Source organism: Actinosynnema sp. CA-299493, assembly GCF_050946825.1.
GTDB lineage: Bacteria > Actinomycetota > Actinomycetes > Mycobacteriales > Pseudonocardiaceae > Actinosynnema.
The window spans coordinates 5,081,800-5,103,631 of record NZ_CP191993.1 but is presented as its reverse complement, the minus strand read 5'-3'; the positions used below and the strand labels follow the sequence as shown (position 1 = coordinate 5,103,631).

At 73.5% G+C, this 21,832-nt stretch carries 19 protein-coding genes and 1 pseudogene; 6 read left to right on the top strand and 14 right to left on the bottom strand.

Translation table 11 applies throughout. From position 1 onward, the window contains the following. Nucleotides 1-221: 221 nt before the first annotated feature. On the bottom strand, nucleotides 222-2,054 hold the full coding sequence (locus ACQPYE_RS21155; protein WP_498713704.1) for an ABC transporter ATP-binding protein: 1,833 nt from the start codon (nucleotides 2,052-2,054) through the stop codon (nucleotides 222-224). Between the two features lie 202 nt (nucleotides 2,055-2,256). Between ACQPYE_RS21155 and ACQPYE_RS21150 the strand changes: the two genes are divergently transcribed. Then, nucleotides 2,257-2,832 carry a CGNR zinc finger domain-containing protein gene (locus ACQPYE_RS21150; RefSeq protein ID WP_498713703.1) on the top strand — a complete coding sequence of 192 codons (576 nt, stop codon included), beginning with the start codon at nucleotides 2,257-2,259 and terminating at the stop codon, nucleotides 2,830-2,832. Further along, nucleotides 2,832-5,675: a helix-turn-helix transcriptional regulator gene (locus tag ACQPYE_RS21145; protein ID WP_498713702.1), complete on the top strand. Its 2,844-nt coding sequence runs from the start codon at nucleotides 2,832-2,834 to the stop codon at nucleotides 5,673-5,675. Before ACQPYE_RS21150 ends, ACQPYE_RS21145 begins: the two co-directional genes overlap by 1 nt. Nucleotides 5,676-5,744: 69 nt before the next feature. On the opposite strand, the gene ACQPYE_RS21140 is transcribed toward ACQPYE_RS21145, so the two are convergent. After that, nucleotides 5,745-6,176 carry an organic hydroperoxide resistance protein gene (locus ACQPYE_RS21140; RefSeq protein ID WP_498713700.1) on the bottom strand — a complete coding sequence of 144 codons (432 nt, stop codon included), beginning with the start codon at nucleotides 6,174-6,176 and terminating at the stop codon, nucleotides 5,745-5,747. 133 nt (nucleotides 6,177-6,309) lie between these two features. Further along, the gene (locus ACQPYE_RS21135; RefSeq protein WP_498713698.1) at nucleotides 6,310-7,176 is read right to left on the bottom strand and encodes a LysR family transcriptional regulator; all 867 of its coding nucleotides are present in this window, start codon (nucleotides 7,174-7,176) and stop codon (nucleotides 6,310-6,312) included. Between the two features lie 70 nt (nucleotides 7,177-7,246). On the opposite strand from ACQPYE_RS21135, the gene ACQPYE_RS21130 reads away from it, so the two are divergent. Together ACQPYE_RS21130 and ACQPYE_RS21125 are read left to right on the top strand one after the other, a co-directional pair. Next, nucleotides 7,247-7,843, top strand: a complete 597-nt coding sequence (locus tag ACQPYE_RS21130; RefSeq protein ID WP_498713696.1) for a short chain dehydrogenase — start codon at nucleotides 7,247-7,249, stop codon at nucleotides 7,841-7,843. Nucleotides 7,844-7,882: 39 nt separating this feature from the next. Further along, on the top strand, nucleotides 7,883-8,236 hold the full coding sequence (locus ACQPYE_RS21125) for an ArsR/SmtB family transcription factor (RefSeq protein WP_498713694.1): 354 nt from the start codon (nucleotides 7,883-7,885) through the stop codon (nucleotides 8,234-8,236). A 131-nt stretch (nucleotides 8,237-8,367) separates the two neighbouring features. Here ACQPYE_RS21125 and ACQPYE_RS21120 read toward each other — a convergent pair whose 3' ends face one another. The 8 genes from ACQPYE_RS21120 to ACQPYE_RS21085 form a co-directional block, all read right to left on the bottom strand. Next, nucleotides 8,368-9,720: a mannitol dehydrogenase family protein gene (locus tag ACQPYE_RS21120; protein WP_498713692.1), complete on the bottom strand. Its 1,353-nt coding sequence runs from the start codon at nucleotides 9,718-9,720 to the stop codon at nucleotides 8,368-8,370. Next, a complete protein-coding gene (locus tag ACQPYE_RS21115) occupies nucleotides 9,717-11,135 on the bottom strand; it encodes an MFS transporter (RefSeq protein WP_498713690.1) in 1,419 nt (472 codons plus the stop codon). The genes ACQPYE_RS21120 and ACQPYE_RS21115 overlap by 4 nt, the downstream gene beginning before the upstream one ends. Continuing rightward, nucleotides 11,132-12,151 carry an Ldh family oxidoreductase gene (locus ACQPYE_RS21110; protein ID WP_498713688.1) on the bottom strand — a complete coding sequence of 340 codons (1,020 nt, stop codon included), beginning with the start codon at nucleotides 12,149-12,151 and terminating at the stop codon, nucleotides 11,132-11,134. The genes ACQPYE_RS21115 and ACQPYE_RS21110 overlap by 4 nt, the downstream gene beginning before the upstream one ends. 93 nt (nucleotides 12,152-12,244) lie before the next feature. Then, nucleotides 12,245-12,991: an IclR family transcriptional regulator gene (locus tag ACQPYE_RS21105; RefSeq protein ID WP_498713686.1), complete on the bottom strand. Its 747-nt coding sequence runs from the start codon at nucleotides 12,989-12,991 to the stop codon at nucleotides 12,245-12,247. Nucleotides 12,992-13,038: 47 nt separating this feature from the next. Then, nucleotides 13,039-13,926: a TetR/AcrR family transcriptional regulator gene (locus ACQPYE_RS21100; RefSeq protein ID WP_498713684.1), complete on the bottom strand. Its 888-nt coding sequence runs from the start codon at nucleotides 13,924-13,926 to the stop codon at nucleotides 13,039-13,041. 19 nt (nucleotides 13,927-13,945) lie between these two features. Then, nucleotides 13,946-15,205, bottom strand: coding sequence for a carotenoid oxygenase family protein (locus ACQPYE_RS21095; protein ID WP_498713682.1), 1,260 nt, complete (start codon nucleotides 15,203-15,205; stop codon nucleotides 13,946-13,948). A 98-nt stretch (nucleotides 15,206-15,303) separates the two neighbouring features. Continuing rightward, complete coding sequence (locus ACQPYE_RS21090) at nucleotides 15,304-15,891, bottom strand: LURP-one-related family protein (RefSeq protein ID WP_498713680.1); 588 nt, start codon at nucleotides 15,889-15,891, stop codon at nucleotides 15,304-15,306. Nucleotides 15,892-16,004: 113 nt separating this feature from the next. After that, nucleotides 16,005-16,352, bottom strand: coding sequence for a hypothetical protein (locus ACQPYE_RS21085; RefSeq protein WP_498713678.1), 348 nt, complete (start codon nucleotides 16,350-16,352; stop codon nucleotides 16,005-16,007). A gap of 215 nt (nucleotides 16,353-16,567) precedes the next feature. On the opposite strand from ACQPYE_RS21085, the gene ACQPYE_RS21080 reads away from it, so the two are divergent. Both ACQPYE_RS21080 and ACQPYE_RS21075 read left to right on the top strand, forming a co-directional pair. Further along, nucleotides 16,568-17,719, top strand: a complete 1,152-nt coding sequence (locus ACQPYE_RS21080; protein WP_498713677.1) for a serine/threonine-protein kinase — start codon at nucleotides 16,568-16,570, stop codon at nucleotides 17,717-17,719. A 101-nt stretch (nucleotides 17,720-17,820) separates the two neighbouring features. Continuing rightward, on the top strand, nucleotides 17,821-19,578 hold the full coding sequence (locus ACQPYE_RS21075; protein WP_498713675.1) for a serine/threonine-protein kinase: 1,758 nt from the start codon (nucleotides 17,821-17,823) through the stop codon (nucleotides 19,576-19,578). On the opposite strand, the gene ACQPYE_RS21070 is transcribed toward ACQPYE_RS21075, so the two are convergent. The 3 genes and pseudogenes from ACQPYE_RS21070 to ACQPYE_RS21060 all read right to left on the bottom strand — a co-directional run. Continuing rightward, nucleotides 19,562-20,860, bottom strand: a complete 1,299-nt coding sequence (locus ACQPYE_RS21070; protein ID WP_498722955.1) for an RNA polymerase sigma factor — start codon at nucleotides 20,858-20,860, stop codon at nucleotides 19,562-19,564. The genes ACQPYE_RS21075 and ACQPYE_RS21070 overlap by 17 nt on opposite strands. Continuing rightward, entirely contained in the window at nucleotides 20,857-21,276 is a 420-nt protein-coding gene (locus ACQPYE_RS21065) for a YciI family protein (RefSeq protein ID WP_498713673.1), read from the bottom strand. The genes ACQPYE_RS21070 and ACQPYE_RS21065 overlap by 4 nt, the downstream gene beginning before the upstream one ends. Nucleotides 21,277-21,481: 205 nt before the next feature. Then, nucleotides 21,482-21,766: pseudogene (locus ACQPYE_RS21060) on the bottom strand (cellulose binding domain-containing protein); the annotation flags it as partial. Nucleotides 21,767-21,832: the final 66 nt, after the last annotated feature.

Sequence of the window (21,832 nt, the reverse complement as noted above, 5' to 3'; positions counted from 1 at the left end):
CGCTAGGCGTTCCAGCGACTGGAACTTCAAGTCCTGCGGGACACCTCGACGGCCACGTCGATCCGACAGCGGCCGACGGCCGGTCCGTCACGGCGGAGGCCCACCGGCCGCGACGGCACCCACCCAACCAGGGCTGGCACGTGGAGGCCGTCGCCTGATCGGGTGCCACGCCCGGTCCGCGCCGGTCGGCGTCCACATCGGACGCCGACCGGCGCGGCAGGTCAGGCCGGGGAGGGTTTCGCTCCCACCGGGTCCGGCTCGCCGGCCTCGTCCAGGAAGCCGCCGGACTGGTGGCGCCACAGCTTCGCGTAGGAGCCGTCCGCGTCGAGCAGTTCGGCGTGCGTGCCCTGCTCCACGATCCCACCCCGGTCCAGCACGATCAGCCGGTCCATCCGCACGACCGTGCTCAGCCGGTGCGCGACGACGAGCGCGGTGCGGCCTTCCACCAGCCGCCACAGCGCCTGCTGGACCAGCACCTCGCTCTCCGAGTCCAACGCGCTGGTCGCCTCGTCCAGCAGCAGGATCGGCGCGTCGCGCAGGATCGCCCTGGCCAGCGCGACCCGCTGCCGCTGCCCGCCGGACAGCTTGATGCCGCGTTCGCCGACCATCGTGTCGAACCCGTCGGGCAGCGCGTCCGCGAACTCCGTCACGTGGGCGGCGTCGGCGGCGCGGCGGATCTCGGCGTCGGTCGCGCCCGGCCGGGCGAAGGCGATGTTCTCCCGCAGCGTCCGGTGGAACATGGCCGGGTCCTGCGGCACGTAGGCGATCAGGCTGCGCAGGTCGGCCTGGCGCAGGCGCGCGATGTCCTGGCCGCCGATGAGGATGCGGCCCTGGTCGACGTCCATCAGCCGCAGCAGCAAGCGGGTGAGCGTGGTCTTGCCGCCACCGGAGCGGCCGACCAGCCCGATCCGGGTGCCCGCCGGGATGTCCAGGTCGAGACCGGTGAACAGCGGCTTGCCGCCGCCGTGCGCGAACTCCACGCGGTCGAACCGCACTCCGGAGTCCTCGACCCGCAACGGCTCCGGGACCTCCGGGTCGACCACCGTCGGATCGTCGAGCAGCAGTTCGGTGAACTGCGCGGCCTCGGTGAGCGCGCTCTCGAACCGCCGATATATTTGGTTGAACTCGAACATGATCCGCGTCGCGTTGGTGAAGTACGCGAACGTCACCACGATCGCCTCCACGCCGAGCCCGCCGCTGACCCCCACGGCGACCGCGAGGCCGAGCGCGTTGGTCAGCACGGACAGCGGCGCGACCACGGTGTCGATGCGCAGGTTGCCGTAGTCCCACGACCGCAGCGCCAGCACCCGCGTCTCGGCGGCCCGGCTCCGGTGCTCCGCGCTCTCGCGCTCCTCGGCGGCGAACGCCCGCACCGTCTCCATGTTCATCAGCGTGTCGGCCACGTGACCGGACAGCCGCGCGTAAGCGGCCTCGCGCTCGGCGACCAGGCGCTGGCGGCGGCGGATGAGCGGCGCGACCACGAATCCCGTCACGAGGATCAGGCCGAGCAGCACCACGACGAGCAGCGGGTGGTAGCTCCACAGCACGACGCACGCGAAGCCGAGCGGGATGACGTTGGCGACGATCTTGAACGCCACCGTGTCGACGAACTCCTCGAACCGCGACGCGAAGCTGAGCACGCGCTTGGTGAGCGAACCGGCGAAGTTGTCGTGGAAGAACGCCGCGTCCTTGCCGAGCAGCGCGTCCATGCCGGAGGTGGACAGGTGCTCGATCCCGCGTCCGTCGGTGCGGTTGAGGCAGTGGACGCCGATGCGCCACAGCAGCTCCGCGAGGAGCATCAGCCCGGCGAAGACCAGCACGTACGGCAGCACGGTGGCGAGACCGGCGTCGCCGTCCCCCGCGAGGCGACCCGCGAGCGCGCCGACCGCCAGTGGCGTCAGGTAGAGCAGGCAGGTGTTGCCCAGCGCGGGCAGCACGAGCGCGCCCACCGCGAGCAACCGGTGCCGGCGTAACTCCCGCCCGTACAGGCGCAAGGCGAGCAGCACCGCTGTTCTGCGCTTGTTGACGGGTTCTTCGGACCTTGGCGCAGCCATCCGACTCCTTTCGGGGGCACCTTGGCGTTGTCGATGTTGCCCCACCGGACCGGGTGACGGCGATCGAATAACGGCGTCCCCTTCGCCGGCACGGGCGGTGGCGGAGGGTCGGGGACGTGCGCAGCGGTGTGGCGCAGTTGTTCATCACCAGTCAAGACGGTTATGAATCAGCGGGACGTTCCTCACCTGGCAGACTGGTTGCGTGGAGCACGCCTTCCCCTGCGGGGACCTCGCGCTGGACTTCGTGGGCACCCTCCGGGCCCGGCGGAGCCCGGCGCCGCAAGAGGCGCTGAACACCCCGCGCGCCCTCGACGCGTGGTTCGTCGAGTCCGGGGTGGCCGACGCGGCGCCGGGTGGTGACGCGTCGGACCTCGCCGCTGCCGTGGCTCTCCGCGAGTCGATCTACGTGCTCGTGCGTGCCCGGCTCGTCGGCGAGCGGGACGACCCCGCGTCGGTCGACCTGCTCAACCGGGTGGCGGCCCTTCCCCCGGCGGTGCCCGGGCTCGGGCCGAACGGGCGGGTGCTCACGGCGACGGCGGAGCAGGCGCTGTCCTCCGTGGCCCGGCACGCGATCGGGGTCATCGGTGGCCCGGCGGCGGACCTGCTCAAGGAGTGCGGCCGTCCGGGGTGCACGCAGGTCTACGTCGACTCCTCGCGCGGCTTCCGCCGGGAGTGGTGCGCGATGGCCTCCTGCGGCAACAACATGAAAGCGCTGGCGCACCGCGCTCGGCGACGCGGCAACCCGCCGCTGCGCCCGTCACGTCTGGTGGCCGGGTGATGCCGCTGTTCGGGCGGGACGCCGAGCTGAAGGCCCTGGCCGAGCTCGTGGACGGTCCGGTGGGACGCGGCGGTGTCCTGCTGCGCGGTGAAGCGGGCATCGGCAAGTCCGCCCTCGTGGCGGCAGCCGTCGACGCGGCGGTGATCGCCGGGCTGCGGGTGCTCGGGACGACGGGGGCGGAGGGCGAGCAGAACCTGCCCTATGCCGGGTTGCACCAGCTGCTGCACCCGATCCGGGCAGGGGTGGCCGGGCTGCCCGGACCGCAGCGGGACGCGCTGCGCACCGCACTCGGGCTCGCCGACGGCGGCCAACCGGGCGCGTACCTCGTCGGGCTCGCCGCGTTGACCCTGCTCGCCGAGGAGTCCGCCGACCGGCCGCTGCTGGTCGTGGCCGAGGACGTGCACTGGCTCGACCGCGCGACCCTCGACGTGCTCGCGTTCGTGGCGCGCCGGATCGAGTCCGAACCGGTCGTGCTGCTCGCGACCCTGCGCGACGGCGAGCCGTCGCCGTTGCTGGACGCCGGGCTGTCGCCGATGGCCGTCGGTCGGCTGCCGCACGAGGCCGCGGCCGGGTTGGTGGACTCGGTCGCACCCGGCCTCGCGCCGGCGGCACGGGAACGGGTGTTGGCACAGGCGGCGGGGAACCCGCTGGCGCTGGTCGAGCTGCCGTCGGTGGTGGGACCGGACGGGCCGGACCCGGTGCTGCCGCTGACCGACCGGCTGCAACGCGCGTTCACCGCGCGGGTCGCCGCCCTGCCCGCCCCCACCCGGGTCGCGCTGCTGGTGGCGGCGCTGAACCAGGGCGACCTGGTGCCCGAGACCCTGGCGGCCGCGGACCTGGTCCTGGGCGCTGCCGCCGGGTCGGAGGTGGTCGCGCGGGGTGCCGAGAGGCCGGCGGCTCCGGGTTCGGCGGCTGCTGGTTCGGCGGTCGAGGCGGACTCCTCGGCGCTGGACACCTACGCGCTGGACACCTGCGGGTCGGACATCTTCGCGCCGGCCGTCGAGTCCCGGTTGATCGAGGTCTCCGACGCGGTGACGACCTTCCGGCACCCGCTCATCCGCTCGGCCGTGCCGGCGGCGGCGACGGCCGCCGAACGCCGGCAAGCGCACCTGGCCCTCGCCGAGACCCTCGCCGCCCAGCCGGACCGCCGGGCCTGGCACCGGGCCGCCGCGACCTCCGGCCCCGACGAGGACGTGGCGACCGAGCTGGAGCAGACGGCGGAACGCGCCCGTCGTCGGGGCGGGCCGGCCGCCGCCATCGCCGCGCTGGAGCAGGCGGCCCGGCTGAGCGGGTCGCGGTCCCGGCAGGCGGTCCGGCTGGTGCGCGCCGCCGAACTGGCGGTCGAGGCGGGCCGGCGCGACACGGCCGAACGGCTGGTGCGCGACGCGCGAGCCCTGGACCTCACCCCACGCCTGCGGGCCACCGCCGGCTGGGTGCTCAGCGGCTTCGAGGACGGCGTCCGGGAAGACGTCTCGCGAGTGGCGGAGCTGGGCGAGCTGGCCGCGTCGGTCGCCGATGACGGACAGGTCGACACCGCCGCTCGAATCCTCTGGGGCGCCGCCATGCGGTGCTTCTGGGTGGAACCGGGCCCCGACGCACGCCGTTCGCTGCTGGAGGTGGTGGACCGGTTGCCGATCAGCCCGACCGAGCCGGCCGCGGTCGCCGTCGCCGCGTACGTCGCGCCGTTCGAGCGAGGCGCCGCCGTGCTGGCCGAGCTGCGCGCGTTGGTCGGCGTCACCGGCACGGACCCGGAGGTCGACCGGTACCTGGGCAGTGCGTCGTTGCAGGTCGGCGCGTTCGACCTGGCGGCACGCTTCTCCTCGGCGGCGGTGCCGGGGCTGCGTGCCGAGGGCCGACTGGGGGTGCTGGCCCGGGCGTTGGCGGTGGAGGCGTGGTGCCGGACGCGGCTCGGCGACCTGACCGCGGCCGTGCCGGCCGCGGCCGAGGCGGCGAGCCTGGCCCGCGAAACCCGGCAGCCGTTCATGCACGGGTTGGCCACGGCCGTCCAGGCGGAGATCGCCGCGTTGCGCGGTGATCACGCCCGCGCGGCGAAGCTGGCCGGCGAGGCGGAACGGGTCGGCCTCGCCGCGGGCGCACGCCCGGTGCTGGCCACCGTGCGGCTCGCGACCGGGATCTCGGCGCTGGGCGAGGGCCGCTTCGAGGACGCGTTCGCGGACCTGAGCCGGGTGCACGACCCCGCCGACCCGGCCTACCACCTGGCCCTGCGCGCCTACTGCCTCCCCGAGCTGACCGAGGCCGCCGTACGGGCCGGGCGGACCGACGCCGTGCGGGACGTCGTGCGCGACCTGGAGCCGACGGCCGCGGCGACGCCCTCGCCGGCGCTGCACATCGGGCTGCGGTACGCGCGTGCCGTGCTCGCGCCCACCGACGAGGCCGAGCCGTTGTTCGCGCTCGCGTTGCGGGCGGACCTGATCGGGTGGCCCGCCGAACGGGGCCGCGTCCACCTGGCGTTCGGCGAGTGGCTGCGCAGGCAACGGCGGGTGGTCGAGTCCCGGGCCCACCTGCGCACGGCCAGGGACACCTTCGACGCGCTGGGCATGACCCCGTGGGGCGAACGCGCCCGGTGGGAGTTGCGCGGCGCGGGGGAGTCGAGCCCGAACCGGGACCCGGACGCGCGGGAGAGGCTGACACCGCACGAGCTGGGCATCGCGCGGCTGGCCGCCGAGGGCCTGACCAACCGGGAGATCGGGCAACGGCTGTTCCTGTCGCACCGGACGGTCGGCACCCACCTGCACCGGATCTTCCCGAAGCTGGGCGTGACCTCCCGCGTCGACCTGGGCAAGGCGCTCGACGCCCTGTCCGCGACTACCGCCGGAGGCTGAGCCCCACCCCGGCGCACGCGCCCGATCCCCGGCCGGGCGCGTGCGTCCACTGTGGTGCGACGGCGGAGGTCAGACCGCGGTGGCGGCGAGGGTGACCTCGATGTTGCCGCGGGTCGCCTTCGAGTACGGGCAGACCTGGTGCGCGCCGTCGACCAGCTCCTCGGCGGTCGCCTGGTCGACGCCCGCCACCTCAAGCAGGAGCACCGCGCTGAGCTCGAACTCGCCCGCGGTGGTGTCGTGGTGCAGCGTGATCTCGGCGACGACGGCGAGGTCCGTCGGGCGGACCTCCTTCTCCGCCGCCACCCGGCGCACCGCGCCGACGAAGCAGGACGCCCACCCGGCGGCGAACAGCTGCTCGGGGTTCGTCGCGCCACCCGCGCCGCCGAGCTCCTTCGGCACGGCGAGGGCGACGTCGAGCACGCCGTCGTCGGAGGACGCACGGCCCCCGTTGCGGCCTTCCGCGGTGGACGTGGCGACTGCGGTGTACGTGACTTCGGACATCGGACTTCCTCTGCGGTCTCGGGAGGTTCGTGCGTCGGGAACCGCGGTGCTCGGACTTCACCGCGGCGCCCGGACCGACACTAGGAACGCGGTGCGGCCCCCGGCGACCGTCGGACGACGTCATGCGCGTACGTCATCCCCAGGGCCGTGCCCGGAGCAGTTCGCGCGCGTGCTCGCGGAAGGCGTCGGTGGCGGGGTGGGTCGGATCGCGTGGCCAGACCACCCGCACCGCCACGGGCCCGGTGTCGGCGATGGGCACGTAGCGGACGCCGGGGTGCGGCTGGCTGTGCGCGGTCGCCTCGGTGGTGACCCCGATGGCGTCACCGGTGGCGATCGCGGTGAGCCACTCGTCGGCGTTGGCGACGTCGAGCGCGTCAGGGCGGTGCGCGGTCGGCCACAGGTCGACGCTGGTGCTGGAGGCGGTGGCGCAGATCGCCACGGGCCGGTCGGCGAGGTCGTCCAACCGGACCACGCGTGCTCGCGCGAACGGGTGGTCTTCGGGCACGGCGGCCACGCGCTGTTCGAGGTAGAGGTCGGCGGACGCCAGCTCACGATCCGGCGCCGACGGCGAGCGCACGAACGCCACGTCGATCTCACCCCGCCGAAGCGCCCCTTCGGGGTCGTCCGGCCGGAACACCCGCAGCTCCGCGTCGGGCCGTGCGCGCCGCCAACCGCGCAGCAACGGCACCGTGTGCCTGCCGAGCGCCGCCCAGGCGAACCCGACCCGCAGCGCCCGCTGCCCGGCCGCGACCTCGGCCAGCGCGTCGTCCACCTGGGTGAGGATGCGGGTGGCGTGCGCCAGCAGCCTGGCGCCGGCCTCGGTCAGCGCCAGGCTGCGGGTGGTGCGCTCGACCAGGCGGGTGCCCAGCCTGCTCTCCAACTGCTCCAACGTGCGGGACAGCGCGGGCTGGCTGATGTGCAGCACGGCCGCCGCACCGGTGATCGTGCCCTCGTTGCCGATCGCCGCGAACGCCCGCAGGTGCCGCAACTCCACATTCATGACCGTGGAGCATAAGTGCTGCGCAGACGGCATTTCACGGATGGTGGCGATCGGCTCTAGCGTGATCGTCATGAAGATCCTCCTCATCGGTGCCGGCGGCACGCTCGGCACGGCCGTCCACACGACCCTGACCGAGCGCGGCCACGAGGTCCTCACCGTCGGGCGCTCCGGCGGCGACCTGCGCCACGACTTCACCGACCCGGCGCAGATCACCGAGCTGTACGAGCGGGCGGGCCGCGTCGACGCGGTGGTGAGCGCGGCGGGCGACGTGCCGTGGAAGCCGATCACCGAGATGACCGCGCAGGACTACCTGGACGCGTTCCGGGGGAAGGTGCTGAGCCAGCTGGAACTCGTCCGGCAGGGCGTGGGCCGGATCGCGGAGCGGGGCTCGTTCACGCTCATCACCGGTGTCCTGGCGCGCGAGCCCGTGCCGACCGGCAGCGCGGCGTCCATGGCGAACGGCGCGGTGGAGGCGTTCGTGCGGGCGGCGGCGATCGAGATCGCACCACAGCGCGTGAACGCCGTGAGCCCGACCGTGTTCACCGAGAGCCTCGACGACTACGGCGACTTCTTCCCCGGCATGGAGGCGGTCGACCTGGCGAAGGTCGCGCGGGCCTACGTCCGGTCGGTCGAAGGTGCGCAGACGGGTCAGGTCTACGTGTTGTAGGAGCGTTCGGAGCAACGGTCGTGCGATCATATGCGCGCGATGAACGACCGTGATGCCGCCGGAGAGGTCGACAGCGTGCTCACCGCGCTGGTCGATCCGACGCGCCGTCAGCTGCTCGACCTGCTCGCGGCGCAGGGGGAGGCGACCGCGACGAAGCTGGCCGAACAGCTCCCCGTGACGCGGCAGGCGGTGGTCAAGCACCTCGCCGTCCTGGACGCCGCCGGGCTCGTCTCCGGCGGCCGGGTGGGGCGTGAGGTGCGCTACTCGGTGCGACCGGCGGCGCTCGACGCGACGGCGCGGTGGATGGCCTCGTTGGCGGCCGACTGGGACCGGCGGTTGGCGACCATCAAGCGCATCGCCGAGGCGGCGGAGCGGGACGCGCGCAGTTCTTGACGCGCGCGTCGTCGCGCGTGACGGGCGGACAGGCGGCGGGCGGCGGGCGGTGAGGATGCGTGGGGCCGGGTGGTGGCGCGGCCGGTAGCGGTGTGGTCATCGGTGGCGGTGGCGTGCACGTGCGGGTCCGTTCAGCTCTTCCCGAGGTCGCGCAGGGTGGCCGTCACCCCGTCCTGGTCGATCCGGCGCACCGCGTCGGCCAGCAGCGCGCGGAACACGCGTGACTCGCGCAGCGGCAGCGGCAAGGTGAGCACCGGGAAGTCCTGCTGGTGCAGGAAACCGGCGAGGGCCAGGCAGATCAGGCGTGGCTCGATGCCCATGACCAGCAGGTCGACCGCCGGGTCCAGCAGCCGTTGGGGCAGCTTGCGCAGCGCGTCGCCGGCGATCTGGTCCAGCCGGTGGGTGAGCCGCGGGTTGGCCAGCCGGGTCAGCAACGCCTCGACCTCCCGCTCGTCCGGGCACCGGTCGAACCGGCGCAGCGACGGGCCGGTCTCGGCGCGCAGCAGCCGTTCGGCGAAGCGCGCGAACTCGGGACGGCCCAGGGCGTCGGCGGTGCTCGTGCAGCCGGCCAGCAGGCCGAGGTGGGCCAGCGCCGAGTGCGTGCCGTTGACCAGCCGCAGCTTCGCGGCCTGGTGCGGCGCGATGTCCGCCACCAGCTCCGCGCCTGCCTCGTCCCAGGCCGGGCGCCCGGCGGCGAAGTCGTCCTCCACCACCCACCGGCGGTGCGGTTCGCCGACCACCGCGGCCAGGTCCGCCAAGCCGAGGACCTCGGCCACGCGGGCGAAGTCGGCAGCCGTGGTGGCGGGCACGATCTGGTCCACCACGGTGGACGGGAACCGCACGTGCTCGTCGACCCACTCGGCGAGGTCGCCCTCGCCGCGCCGGGCGCAGAACTCGCCCACCAGGCGCGCGACCAGGCGACCGTTGTCGGGCAGGTTGTCGCAGGAGACGACGGTCAGCCCGGGGTGCCCGCGGTCACGGCGGCGCCGGAGACCGGCGACCAGCTGCCCGACGGGCGTGCGCGGCGGTCCGCCCGCGAGGTCGGCCACCACGTCCGGGTCGCCGGCGCGCAACCGACCGGTGACCGGGTCGTGCCGGTAGCCGGCCTCGGTGACGGTCAGCGTGACCACGCGGGTGTCCGGTTCGGACAGCACCGTCGCCAACCGGTCCGGCTGCTCCGAGGCCAGCAGCACCTCGCGCACGCTGCCGACCACGCGCAGCCGGTCGTCCGCGGCGCTCCGCTCGGTCACGGTGAACAGGTGGTCCTGCTCGACCAGCGCGTCGACCAGCCGTCCGTTGCGCTGCGCCACGGCGCAGATGCCCCACGGCCCGGGTGACACGCGCATGGCCTCCTGCGTCAGCACCGCCTGGTGCGCCCGGTGGAACGCGCCGAGTCCGATGTGGACGATGCCGACCGGCGCGCTCGGCAGGTCGGCCGCCAGCCACCCGGGCAGCCGGGCCGCCGACAGGCGGGGTCGGGTCACCGCCGCGCCACCCCCGGGGCGTCGGCGGCGGCGATGTCGACGTCCTTGCCCTCCGCCGACAGCAGGAACGCCACGAACGACACGATCGCCGTGCCGATCATCCACAGCGCGACCGGCCAGCCCTTCCCGCCCGCCTGCGCGACCAGCGCGGCGGCCACCAGCGGCGAGAACCCGGCCAGCGCCGCCCCGATCTCGCGGGACGCGGCGAACCCGGTGTAGCGGACGCGCGCGCCGAACAGCTCGGCGTAGAACGCGGGCTGCACCGCGATCATCGGCGCCAGGCCGAACGCCGTCGCCACCACCAGCGCCACCCAGATCAGCACCGGCTCGCGCGTGTCGAGCAGCAGGAAGAACGGGAACGCGAACGCCGCCGTGAACACCACGCTGAACAGGTTGAGCGGTCGCCGCCCGATCCGGTCGGACAACGCGCCGTACACGGGTTGCAGCACGATCACGACCACACCGAACGCCACCACGCCGGTCAGCCCGACCCAGCGGGGCAGCGCGAGCGACTTGGTGACGTAGGCGAGGCTGTAGGTGGCGTAGATGTAGACGACCGCGGTGTCGCAGATGTGCGCGCCGATGCCGATCAGGAAGTTGCGCGGGTAGCGGCGCAGCGCGTCGAAGACGGGCAGCTCCACCGTGGTCCGCTGCCTGGCCATGCGCTGGAACACGGGCGACTCGGCGACCCGCAGCCGAACGTACAGCGCGACCGCGATCAGCGCGAAGCTGAACAGGAACGGGACGCGCCACGCCCAGTCCAGCACGCTCTGCCGGGGCAGCGTCTCGACCAGCAGGAACACCAGCGTGCCCGACAGCAGGCCGAGCTGGACGCCGGTCTGCGCGAACGACGTGAAGAACCCGCGCCTGCGCGCCGGCGCGTGCTCGGCCAGCAGCGTGGACGCGCCGCCGAACTCCGCTCCCGCGCCGAGGCCCTGGCACATCCGCAGCACGGTCAGCAGGATCGGCGCGGCGACGCCGATGGAGGCGTAGGTGGGCAGCAGGCCGATCAACCCGGTCGACACGCCCATGACCAGGGTCGTGATGACGAGGGTCGACCGGCGGCCGATGCGGTCGCCGAGGTGGCCGAACACGAAGCCGCCCAGCGGCCGGACCGCGAAGCCGACGCCGAACGTCGCGAACCCCACGATCACGCCGGTCGCCGGGTCCTCGGTGACGAAGAACAGCTCGTTGAACACCAGCGTCACGGCGAAGCCGTAGATGAAGAAGTCGTACCACTCCAACGCGGTGCCGACCACGGACGCGGCGACGACCCGGCGCAACTGCTCGCCGTTCGCGGGTTCGTCGCGCACCGCGTCGTGCTCGGCGGCGGTGCGACCGGTGGCCGTGTGCTCGGCTTCCGCGTGCTCGGCGCCTGCGTGCTCGGCCGCGGTGTGGTCGGCGGCTCCGGTCATGGCGTTCCCTCCTTCGCCTTGAGCAGGCCGTGCAGCTCGCGCCAGGTCTCCTCGGGCATCGGGATCCCGTCGCGCAACCGGGTGCGGCGGGTGCGGGCCTCCGGTTCGCCCGGCACCAGCACCTCGCCGCCGCCCTGGGCGGGCGGGGTGCCGGCCAGCTCGCGGCAGAACAGCTCCGCCTGCTCGCGGAACCGCTCGACGGGGGTGAGCGAGCCGATGTCGACGGCCACCAGCACGGTGCCGAACCCGCCTCGGTAGCCGGGGAGGCTGCCGATGCCCATGCCGGTGAGCAGGCCGCCCACCACCTCGATCAGCACGCTCAGGCCGTAGCCCTTGTGCCCGCCGAACGGCAGCAGCGCCCCGCCCGCGTAGAAGTCGCCCGGGTCGGTGGTCGGCCGTCCGTCCGGGTCGAGCACCAAGCCCTCCGGCACGCGTTCACCGCGGTCGCGGGCCACCGCGAGCTTGCCCTCGGCCACGCCGGAGGTGGCCCAGTCGACCACGATCGGCGGGCGGTCCGCCGCGCGTGGCGCGGCCCAGGCGAGCGGGTTGGTGCCCAGCCGCCGTTCCCGGCCGCCGTAGGGCGCGACGGTGGCGTCGGCGTTGCCGAACGCGAGCGCGACCAGGTCGTGCTCGGCCAGGAAGCCGACGTACTCGCCGAGCCTGCCGACGTGGTTGCAGTCCTGGATCACCGCGACGCCGCTGCCGTGCGTGCGGGTCAGGGCGCGCAGCTCGCGGGTGGCGACGCCGGCGGCGATGCGGCCGAGCGCGCGGTTGCCGCGGACCACGACCGTGCCGGGGCGCGGGTGGTCCACGCCGGGGCGGGCGCGCGGGTCGATCCGGCCGGTGCGGATGCGGGCCACGTAGTCGACGAGCCTGCGCACGCCGTGCGAGTCGTGGCCGGTCAGGTTCGACTCCACCAGCGAGCCGGCGACCGCCTTGGCGTCGACGAGGTTCGTCCCGGCGTCGAGCAGGATGCGGACCGCGAGCTTCCCGAGTTCGCTCGACGTGACCTTCATGCGTTCCGCCTGACGGAATGGGGTTCCATCGACATGGCACCACCATGTCACGGCTCTACCCGCCTTGTGAAGCGAGTCACAGGGTGATTCGGTTCAGTCGGCGCCCAGCGCGCGCGAGACCTCGGCGGCCGCGCGCACGACCAGCCGCGGCAAGTCCTCGGGCGCCTCGGCGAGGTCGACCAGGGACGCCGCCGACAGACCGCCGACCACCTCGCCGGTGTGGTTGACCACGGCCGCGCCGACCGCCCGCACGCCGGCCTCGTTCTCCTCGTGGTCCTCGGCGTAACCGCGTTCGCGGACCGCGGCCAGCTCGGCGAGCAGGGCGCGTTCGTCGGTGATGGTGCGCCCGGTGCGGGCGGGCAGGCCCGTGCGCCGGGCCAGGGCCCGGACCTCGTCGTCGGGCAGGGAGGCCAGGATCGCCTTGCCGATGGACGTGCAGTGCAGGCGCAGGCTCATGCCGACGCGGGAGGCCAGGTGGTAGGGCCGCGCGCCCTCCACCTTGGCCACGTACACCGCCTCGTCGCCGGACAGCAGCGCGAAGTGGACCGTCCACCCGGTCCGCTCCTGGAGGTCGCGCAGCGTCGGCCGGACGTGCTCGGCGACGTCGAGGCGCTGGAGGAACCGGCCGGCGAGGCTGAGGATGCGCGGGCCGCCGACGTAGCCGCCCCGCCCGTCGGCCCGCGCGAAACCGCGCTGGACGAGGGTTTGCAGGATGCGGTGCACGGTGGGCTTGGGCAGGCCGGAGGCGTCGGCGATGTCGGCGATGCGCGAGTGGTCGGCGAGCGCTTCCAGGACGCTCAGCGTCTTCTCGGCCGCGGACAGCGGTGCGTCGCCACTCATGGCCTCAATGTAGGCCAGGTTCGATCACCGCGACCGGTGCCCGCTGGTCAGCGGTGGGTCTTGCGCGGCGTGACGACCGTGGTCAGGCCGTCGAGGAGGCGTTCCAGGCCGAAGTCGAACAGCGACTCGAGGTCGACTTCCGCGCCCGGTTCGGCGACCCGCGCGATGTGCGCGACCAGCGGGCCGTCGACGGAGAGCCGAGCCGTCATCCACTGCTTGCTGGTCATCCCGGTGTCCAGCTCCGCGCCGGCCTCGTTCTCGATGTTCACCGCCGTGCCGCGCACGTGGTTGACCAACGCGGCGTAGACGTGCAGGCGGGTGCGCTGGTCCAGCCCGAGGCCGTCGAGCGCCCGCAACGTCCACCCGGCGTACGCGAGCAGTCCCGGCAGCGTGGCCGGCCGGACGATCGACACCAGTCGCGGCAGCCAGGGGTGGCGCTGGTAGGCCTCCCACTGGAGCCGGGCGGCGACCCTCAGGTGGGAACGCCAGCCGGGCGGCGGCTGCGGGTAGTCGATCTCGGCGAACGCGGCGTCGGCGATGAGCTGGGCGAGGTCGGTGTCCAGGTGCCGGCGCAGGGTCTCGGTGGCGACGCCGAGCCTGACCGCGACCGCCCGGGGGGACAGCGCGGCCAAGCCGTCGGCGTCGGCGATGCCCATGGCCACCCGGACGACGCGGTCGCGGTCGAGACCGCCGGTCGACCGCGACGGCAGCCTGCGACGGGCCACCACGGCGCCGACGCGGGAGGTCGACTCGATGGCGCCGGCCTGCTTGAGCGCTGCCAACGCCTTGGTGGCGGTGGCCATGGCGACGCCCCACTCGCGCATGATCGCCCTGGTGGTGGGTACCGGGTCGCCGGGCCGCAGCTCTCCGTCGGCGATGCGGCGTTCGACGTCGGCGACGATCCGGGCGTACGGCGGCGGCTGCGGGTCGTTCACGGCGTCATCGTGCCAGGCCTCAGCGCTCGGGCAGCCAGTTGCCGTGCAGGCCGAGCGGCACCCTGGCCGGGAGGTGCACCCTGGCGACGGGTTCGCCGGTGAAGTCCTGGGCCGAGAGGATCACGAGGTCGCTCGCGCCCCGCTCGGGGTTGTGGACGTAGGTGAGCAGGTACCCGTCGTCCTCGTCCCGGCCCGCGGCGGCGAACACGGCCTCGCCGACCGCCTCGTGCCTGCCGAACCCGTGCACCTCGGACGTGCCGCGATCGAGGTCGTGCTTGACCAGGGCGTTCGTGAAGGCGTCGTCGGACGGCGTGCCCCCGGGGGTGAACGGGACGCCGTACAGGGCGGTCGCGGCGGAGTAGCCGTACCGGTGCGGGCGGGTGGCTCGGGACTCGTTGACGCGTGGGAAGTCCTGCGGCCGGTCGTCGAGGCGGCGTTGGTGGACCGCGTCGGGCGTGATGGTCCAGCGGTCCAGCGCGGGCCGGATCGCGCCGGGGTCGGCCGGGTCGAACGGACCTTCGGCCGTGACGAGGTCGACCACGACCGCGCCGCCGTCGTCGTAGGCGTTGAGGGTGTGGCTGACGTGGACCGGGTCGATGTCCAGCCAGCGCACGTCGCCGCCGGTCCGGGGCATGACGCCGACCCTGGTCGGGTGCTCCGGGAGCCAGCGGCACTCGAAACCGTCGAAGCCGATCGGCGTGTCCCACAGGACGACGTGGTTCTCGGTGAGCGCGAAGTCGTGCATGAACGGTGTCCGGTCGAGGGGGACGGTGGTGGTCTGCACGACGCTCCCGGCCGCGTCGAGCACGATGTGCTGGACGAACTCGTGGCCTGGCACGTACGACAGCGAGTGCAGTTCGCCGGTGAGCGGGTCGTGCTTCGAGTGCGCGCCCGCCGTGAAGCCCTCCGCGGTCGCGCCGAGGGCGCACACGCCGACGGTGTTCAGCTCCGCGTCCAGCTCGGTGGGCGGCAGGCCGCCCTCGGCCAGGGCGAACGTCCGCCGTGCGTGCTCGAACACGTGCACCATGGGCGCGAAGCCCGGTGCGCGGACGAAGCGGTTGCGGTACCACTCGGCCCGGCCGTCGCGCAGCCGCACGCCGTGCACCATGCCCTGTCCCATGCCCCACAGGTGCACGGAGGGGTCCTCGACGCCCAACGGGTTGGGCCCGTTGCGCAGGTAGCGGCCGTCGAGCTCGACCGGGATCCGCCCGGTGACGGCGAGGTCGTGCGCGGTGATCTCTTCGGTGACCGGGGCGAAAGGCCCTTCCAGGTACTTCATGTGACGAACGTAGGCGGGGGATCGGCCGGATCCCTCGCCGTGACGGCACATGCCCCGCTGTGCACTAGTGCAGCCGCACCAGCGGGCCGGGCCGTCGCCTACCGGGACTGGAGGGCGTCCACGGCGACGGCCTGCGCGATCACCGCGCGGCGGTCGACGTACGGGTCGGCGATCTGGATCAGGTAGTGGTCGCGGACCCACGTCTTCTTGTCCACGCTGAACACCGGCTGACCGTCGCGGGCGAAGTCGAAGTGGTAGCGGAACGGGAACGGGATGTTGTTGACCAGCGGCAGGAAGCCCCAGAGGCGGCGCAGGATGGCGATGCCCTGGTTGCGCTCGCGACCCGTCGTGGTCGGCGCGTTCGGCTGGTCGAGGTGCCAGGTGGAGTTGGTCAGCGACTTGCCGAAGTCCTTGCGGAACAGGGCGATCGGCTGCCCGGCGCCGTCGAGCACGTCGTAGCCGCTGCCGAGGTCGATCACCTTGCGCGCGCGGAACCCCGCGAGCACCTGGCTCTTGCTCGAGTCGGTGTAGATGGTCACCTGCTCCTTGAAGGCCATCCGCTTCTGCTCGACGAACGCCACGAGCGCACCGGGCTCGCCGCCGTTGTCGGCGAAGACCTCGTAGCGGTTCACCATCAAGGTGACCTTCTGGTGCATGTGCAGCACGTTCGTCGCCTGCGAGAGCATGGGCGTTCCCCCTGGGTTCCGGTGAGCTCGGAGTTTGTCACCCGACCGGATGAAGATCACCACAGGGGGCCGGTGACGGACCGGGCGCGCGGCCCGGCCCGTCGACCCCGGCGTCAGGCGGCCTGCGCCCGGGTGTGGAGGTTCTGGGCGTCGGCGCCGAAGTGCGGGCCGAACATCCAGTTCGGGAACAGGTTGATCTTGTAGCTGTTCACCGAGTTGACCGTGCCGGCGCCGGTCGCCTCGGAGAACGCGCGGAACCAGGAGCCGCCGCCGGCGCCGCCGGTCATGTTGCAGGTCATGCCGATGCCGTCGCTGAGGAAGGCGTTGAACGTCCGACCGCCGCAGTGGACGAGCTTCGTGCCGTTGTACGGCGCGGCGGCGGACTGCGCCGCCGGGACGGTGATCACCGACAAGGCCGGCGCGCTCGCCAGGGTGACCAGGCGTTTCACGGCACGGTTCATGATCTTCCACCCCTCGTGGGTCGATCAACGGCAGGGACCGTGATGTGAAAATTACTCAGCGCAACGCCCGGGCGTTTCCGGCGAACGGGTGAGAACGGAGGAGAACGGGAGCGGACGCCGGGTTCGGTGGCGCCGACCACGAAGTCCGCGTGTTTGTGATCGGCGGGGACGGGGCACTTGAGAAGGTCCTGTGTTCCCTCCAGAGGGTGGTAGTGGTGTCGCTTCCCGGCAGTGGCGAGCTCTTGGCAGGTCGGTACGAGTTGGCCGGGACGCTGGGGACCGGCGGGATGGCCGAGGTGCGCCGGGGGTGGGACACGGTGCTGCGGCGGGCCGTCGCGGTCAAGTTGTTCGACGCCACCGCGGACGCCGACGCGGGCCGGCGGTTCGACAACGAGGCGCGGACCCTCGCCCGGCTGTCGCACCCCGGGCTGGTCTCCGTGTACGACGCCGGGCGCAGCGACGGCACGGCGTTCGTCGTGCTGCGGCTGGTCGAGGGCCGCACGCTGCGCGATCGGATCGCCGACGGACCGCTGTCGGTGCCCGAGGTGAGGGACCTGGGCGCGCGGCTGGCCGAGGCGTTGGCCTACGTGCACGAGCAGGGTGTGGTGCACCGGGACGTCAAGCCGTCGAACATCCTGCTGGACGACGACGGCACGCCCTACCTCGCCGACTTCGGGCTGGCGCACCTGGCCGACAGCACCCGGTTCACCCGCACCAACCAGATGGTGGGCACGGCCGCCTACCTGTCGCCGGAGCAGGTGCGCGGCGGCGAGGTCGGACCGGCCGCCGACGTGTACTCGTTCGGGCTGGTGCTGCTGGAGTGCCTGACCGGTCGCCGCGAGTACCCGGGTGGTGACGTCGAGTCGGCCGTGGCCCGGCTGCACCGGCCGCCGGTCGTGCCCGACGACCTGCCCGACGACCTGGTGCGCCTGCTGTCGTTGACGACCTCGCTGTCGGCACGCCGCCGGCCGACCGCCCACCGCTGCGCCCACGTGCTGCGGGACCTGCCCGACGACGACCCGACCGTGGTCGCCGCCGTGCCGCGCTCACGCCGGCAGCTGATGGCGCTCGCCACGTCGGCGGCCGGTCTGGTGGGTGCGCTCGGCATCGCCTGGGCGGTGTCGCCGGGTTCTTCCCCGGCCACGTCCGCGCCCGTGGAGTCCTCGGCGCGAGCGGTCGTCCAGGACACCGGCACGACGACGCCGAACCAGCCGGTGACCGACACGGGCACGACCACGCCGCCGGTGGTCGAGGAGCAGCCAGTGGTCGAGGAGCAGCCCGCCGGTCCGCAGGTGGGACCCCCGCCCGGTCAGGCCAAGGACGGGAAGGCGAAGCCGGCCGGCAAGGACGGGAAGGGCAAGCCCTGAGCCGGCACCCCCTCTCCGCCGGATCCGACCACGTTCGTGGAACCCTTCGGCGTTGATCCGCGTCGGTCCTGCAGTGGTGACGTGGCGGACCCGGGGGAGTCATGGCGGAGGAGTTCGGGCCTTATCGGGTCGGCGAGCTGTTGGGGCGCGGCGGCATGGGCGAGGTGCACCGGGCCCACGACACGGCGCACGACCGCGTGGTGGCGTTGAAGCGGCTCTCCGCCGTGCACAACGACGACGAGGACTTCCGCGCCCGGTTCCGGCGGGAGTCGCGGATCGCGGCACGGCTGCGCGAGCCGCACGTCATCCCGATCCACGCCTACGGCGAGATCGACGGCCGGCTCTACCTGGACATGCGCCTGGTGGAGGGGCGTGACTTGGCGGAACTCGTCGCGGACGGCCCGCTCGACCCCGCGCGGTCCGTGCGGCTCGTCGCCCAGGTCGCCGGCGCGCTCGACGCCGCCCACGCGGACGGCCTGGTGCACCGGGACGTCAAGCCGTCGAACATCCTCGTCACACCGGACGACTTCGTGTACCTGGTCGACTTCGGCATCGCCCGCAGCGTCCTGCCCGCCGGCACGCACCTGACCGCGTCCGGCGCGGTGATCGGCACCCTGGACTACCTGGCGCCCGAGCGGTTCGGCGACGGGCAGGTGGACGGCCGCGCGGACGTCTACGCCCTGGCCTGCGTGCTGCACGCGTGCGTCACCGGCAACCGGCCGTTCGAGGCGGACAGCGCCGCCGCCCTGCTCTGGGCCCACCTCCAACAACCACCGCCCGCCGCCTCGGCCACCAACCCGGCCGTGCCACGCGCGCTCGACGACGTGATCCGGCGCGGCATGGCCAAGGACCCGGCCCACCGCTACCCGACCGCCGGCGCGCTGGCTTCGGCCGCGGCCGAAGCCCTCACCACCCCGCCCGTTCGTGCCAGGACACCGTCTACGCCCCCGCTGGCTCCTGTCCAGACCCGGCCTTCCGCCCCGCCTGCTCGTGCCCAAGCCCGCCCTTCCGCACCACCCGCCCAAGCCGGACCCGCGCCACGGACCCCGACCCAGGGCGTCCGCGTGCCACTCGCCCCGACACCGCCCTCCCCGCCACACGGCGCGGTGCCGCGTTCGGCGCCGTTCGCGTCCTCCCCGGTGGTGGGTCCGGTCCGGCGGACGTCCGGGCGCAAGGCGCCGGTCGCCCCGATCGTCGCCGGCGCGGTGGCGTTGGTGCTCGTGGCGGTGGTGCTGGTCTGGGCCTCGGACTGGACGGGCGGTGGCAGGCTCGCGAGTTCGGCCACGACCACCACCACGGCGTCCACCACCACCATCGCGACGTCCGAGGCGACCACCTCTACGACGTCCACGACGACCCCGGCCACCACCGTCGACCACCAAGTGGTCGCCCTGCTCGGCCGGCTGCCCACCGTCTACCGGGACAACCCGACCTGCGCGCCCGCGCTGTCGAGCGGGGGAGTCGTCGCGACCGTCACGTGCGCCAAGGCCAACTCGGTGCACTTCCGCTTCCCGCCACCGGACCAGGCGGTGTTCCGCCTGTTCACCGACCGCGCCGCGCAGGACGCCCACTTCAAAGCCGTGGTGGACGCCAACGGCATCCCGCGCGACGACAGCCAGGGCGGCTGCCGCCCCCTGACCCAGCCCGTGCACTACTCCCTGTACTACCGGTCCGAGAGCGGTCCCGCCGCCGGCGAGTACGTGACCTGCTTCGTGGCCGACGGCGTCGGCCAGGTGTGGTGGGTCGACACCCGGACCTCGGTCACGGGCCAGCTGCGGTCCTCGACGGCACTCGACCCGGACTCGCTCGACCAGCTCGGCTACTGGTGGAACTCGATGATCCTCACCCAGATGTCCTGAGCCCGCCGAGCTTGCGCTCCAACACCGCCCGTTCCCGCTCGTTGCCGCACAACCGCACGGCCCGTGCCAGCTCGACCCGCGCCTCGTCCGCACGTCCCAGCCTGCTGAGCAGCTCACCGCGCACGCTGGGCAGCAGGTACGAGTTCGCCAGCGCGTCCGAGCCCGCCAACCCGTCCACGATCGGCAGCGCCGCGGCCGGTCCGCTGGCCATGGACACCGCCACCGCCCGGTTGAGGTCGACCACCGGTGACGGCGCCAGCCGGCCGAGCGCCTCGTACAGCAGCACGATCCGCGCCCAGCTCGTCTCCTCCACCGAGGGCGCGACGGCGTGGCACTCGGCGATGGCCGCCTGCAAGCCGTAGGCGCCGAGACCCCGGCCGACCTCCTCGGCACGGGCCAGCGCGGCACGTCCACGCCGGATCGCGGCCCGGTCCCAGCGGCGGCGGTCCTGGTGCTCCAGCAGCACGGGCTCCCCGTCCGGCCGCGTGCGGGCGGGGAAGCGCGCCGCGGTCAGCTCCAGCAACGCCAGCAGGCCGAACACCTCGGGCTGGTCGGGGACCAACCGGCTCAGCACGCGGGCGAGTCGCTGGGCCTCGCCCGCGAGGTCGAACCGGATCAGGTCGTCGCCGGAGCTGGCCGTGGAACCCTCGGTGAAGATCAGGTAGATCACGTTGAGCACCGAGTTGAGCCGCGCGGCCCGCTCCTCGGCCGTCGGCACCGCGAACGGCACGCCGGCCGCGCCGAGGGTCTTCTTCGCCCGGGTGATCCTGGCCTGCGCGGTCGCGGTCGGCACCAGGCACGCCTTCGCGATCTCGTCGCTGGTCAGGCCGCCGACCACGCGCAGCGTCAACGCCACCCGCGCCTCCCGCGACAGCACGGGGTGGCAGGAGATGAACATCAGCGCCAGCACGTCGTCGTCGATCTGGTCCGGGTCCCACGGCACGTCGTCGGGGTCGACGGGACCGCCGCCCGAGGTCGCGCCGCCCTCGCCGAGGTCGTGCGCGAGGGCGGCGTACCTCTGGTCGAGGGCGGACCGCCGGCGGAACGCGTCGATCGCGCGCCGCCTGCCGACGGTGAGCAACCACGCCGCCGGTTTGTCCGGCACGCCGTCGCGCGGCCACGTCACGAGCGCCTCGGCCAGCGCTTCCTGGGCCAGGTCCTCGGCCAGCGCGAAATCGCCGGTGTAGCGCGCGAGCGCGCCGACGATCCGCGCCGACTCGATCCGCCAGACGGCGGCGACGGCCCCGCGACCCGTCGGGTCGCCGGTCGTCGACCCGCTCAGAGCTGGCCGGTGGCTTCCCGCCACGCCCGCTCCTTCTTGATCCACTCGTTGTCCTGCGGGAACTCGTCGATCGAGCTGACCCGGCGGATCTCGGTCTTGAAACCGGGCCCGGAGATCGGGGACCGCTTGGCCCACTCGACGGCTTCCTCCTTCGACGCCACGTTGAGGATGTAGAAGCCGTTGAACAGCTCCTTCGTCTCGCCGTACGGGCCGTCGGTGACCACGGGCGGCTCGGACGAGTAGTCGACCACGACGCCCTCCTCCGCCTCGGCGAGCCCTTCCGCGGCGACCAGCACGCCGGCCCGGATCAGCTCGTCGTTGAACTTGCCGACCGTCTCCAACATCTCGTCGAAGTCGAAGTCGCCCATCTGGGCGTAGGCCTCGTCGGTCGCGCGCATGATCAGCATGTACTTCATGGTTCCGTCTCCCTGGCCGTTCGTCCGGGCCCTCTCTCGGCCCCCGTCACGCCAAGGTCGAACGGCCACGTCGTGGATCGACACGCCCGCCGAACTTCTTTCCGAGAGAGCGCGGGCAGCTTACTTCGGTGAACGTGCCGGCGACGGAGGGGGAAGGCACACCGGTGTGCCCCTCACCTCGCTGTGAGGGGCACACCGGCGTGCGTCACGGGGTCCGGCAGCTGACGGTCGGCGCGGCCGACTGGCCGTTCGTCATCACGGTGAAGCCGAACGTGGTGGAGGCGCCCGCGGCGAGGTTGCCGTTGCCGCTGGGCTTCATGGTCATCACGTTGCCGCTGGAGTCCCAGCTGGGCGTGCCGCTCCAGGTCGACGAGATCTTCTGCGGGGAGGTGACGGTGACGGTGGCGGTCCAGCTGGTGATCGCCGAGGCGCCGGCCCGGATCGTCACCTCGCCGTTGAAGCGGTCACCCCACTGCTGGCTCGTGCGGTAGGTCGCGGTGCAGGAGCCGCCGCCCGGCTGGGACGTGGTGGTGGTCGTGGTGGTGGTGCTGGTCGG

Coding starts and splice junctions, on each gene's coding strand:
- ACQPYE_RS21135 (WP_498713698.1), bottom strand. CDS start 7,176: ATGAATGTGGAGTTGCGGCACCTGCGGGCGTTCGCGGCGATCGGCAAC.
- ACQPYE_RS21125 (WP_498713694.1), top strand. CDS start 7,883: ATGAACGACCGTGATGCCGCCGGAGAGGTCGACAGCGTGCTCACCGCG.
- ACQPYE_RS21065 (WP_498713673.1), bottom strand. CDS start 21,276: ATGAAGTACATGCTGATCATGCGCGCGACCGACGAGGCCTACGCCCAG.
- ACQPYE_RS21110 (WP_498713688.1), bottom strand. CDS start 12,151: ATGAAGGTCACGTCGAGCGAACTCGGGAAGCTCGCGGTCCGCATCCTG.
- ACQPYE_RS21105 (WP_498713686.1), bottom strand. CDS start 12,991: ATGAGTGGCGACGCACCGCTGTCCGCGGCCGAGAAGACGCTGAGCGTC.
- ACQPYE_RS21115 (WP_498713690.1), bottom strand. CDS start 11,135: ATGACCGGAGCCGCCGACCACACCGCGGCCGAGCACGCAGGCGCCGAG.
- ACQPYE_RS21090 (WP_498713680.1), bottom strand. CDS start 15,891: ATGCTCTCGCAGGCGACGAACGTGCTGCACATGCACCAGAAGGTCACC.
- ACQPYE_RS21075 (WP_498713675.1), top strand. CDS start 17,821: ATGGCGGAGGAGTTCGGGCCTTATCGGGTCGGCGAGCTGTTGGGGCGC.
- ACQPYE_RS21095 (WP_498713682.1), bottom strand. CDS start 15,205: ATGAAGTACCTGGAAGGGCCTTTCGCCCCGGTCACCGAAGAGATCACC.
- ACQPYE_RS21140 (WP_498713700.1), bottom strand. CDS start 6,176: ATGTCCGAAGTCACGTACACCGCAGTCGCCACGTCCACCGCGGAAGGC.
- ACQPYE_RS21130 (WP_498713696.1), top strand. CDS start 7,247: ATGAAGATCCTCCTCATCGGTGCCGGCGGCACGCTCGGCACGGCCGTC.
- ACQPYE_RS21145 (WP_498713702.1), top strand. CDS start 2,832: ATGCCGCTGTTCGGGCGGGACGCCGAGCTGAAGGCCCTGGCCGAGCTC.
- ACQPYE_RS21155 (WP_498713704.1), bottom strand. CDS start 2,054: ATGGCTGCGCCAAGGTCCGAAGAACCCGTCAACAAGCGCAGAACAGCG.
- ACQPYE_RS21085 (WP_498713678.1), bottom strand. CDS start 16,352: ATGAACCGTGCCGTGAAACGCCTGGTCACCCTGGCGAGCGCGCCGGCC.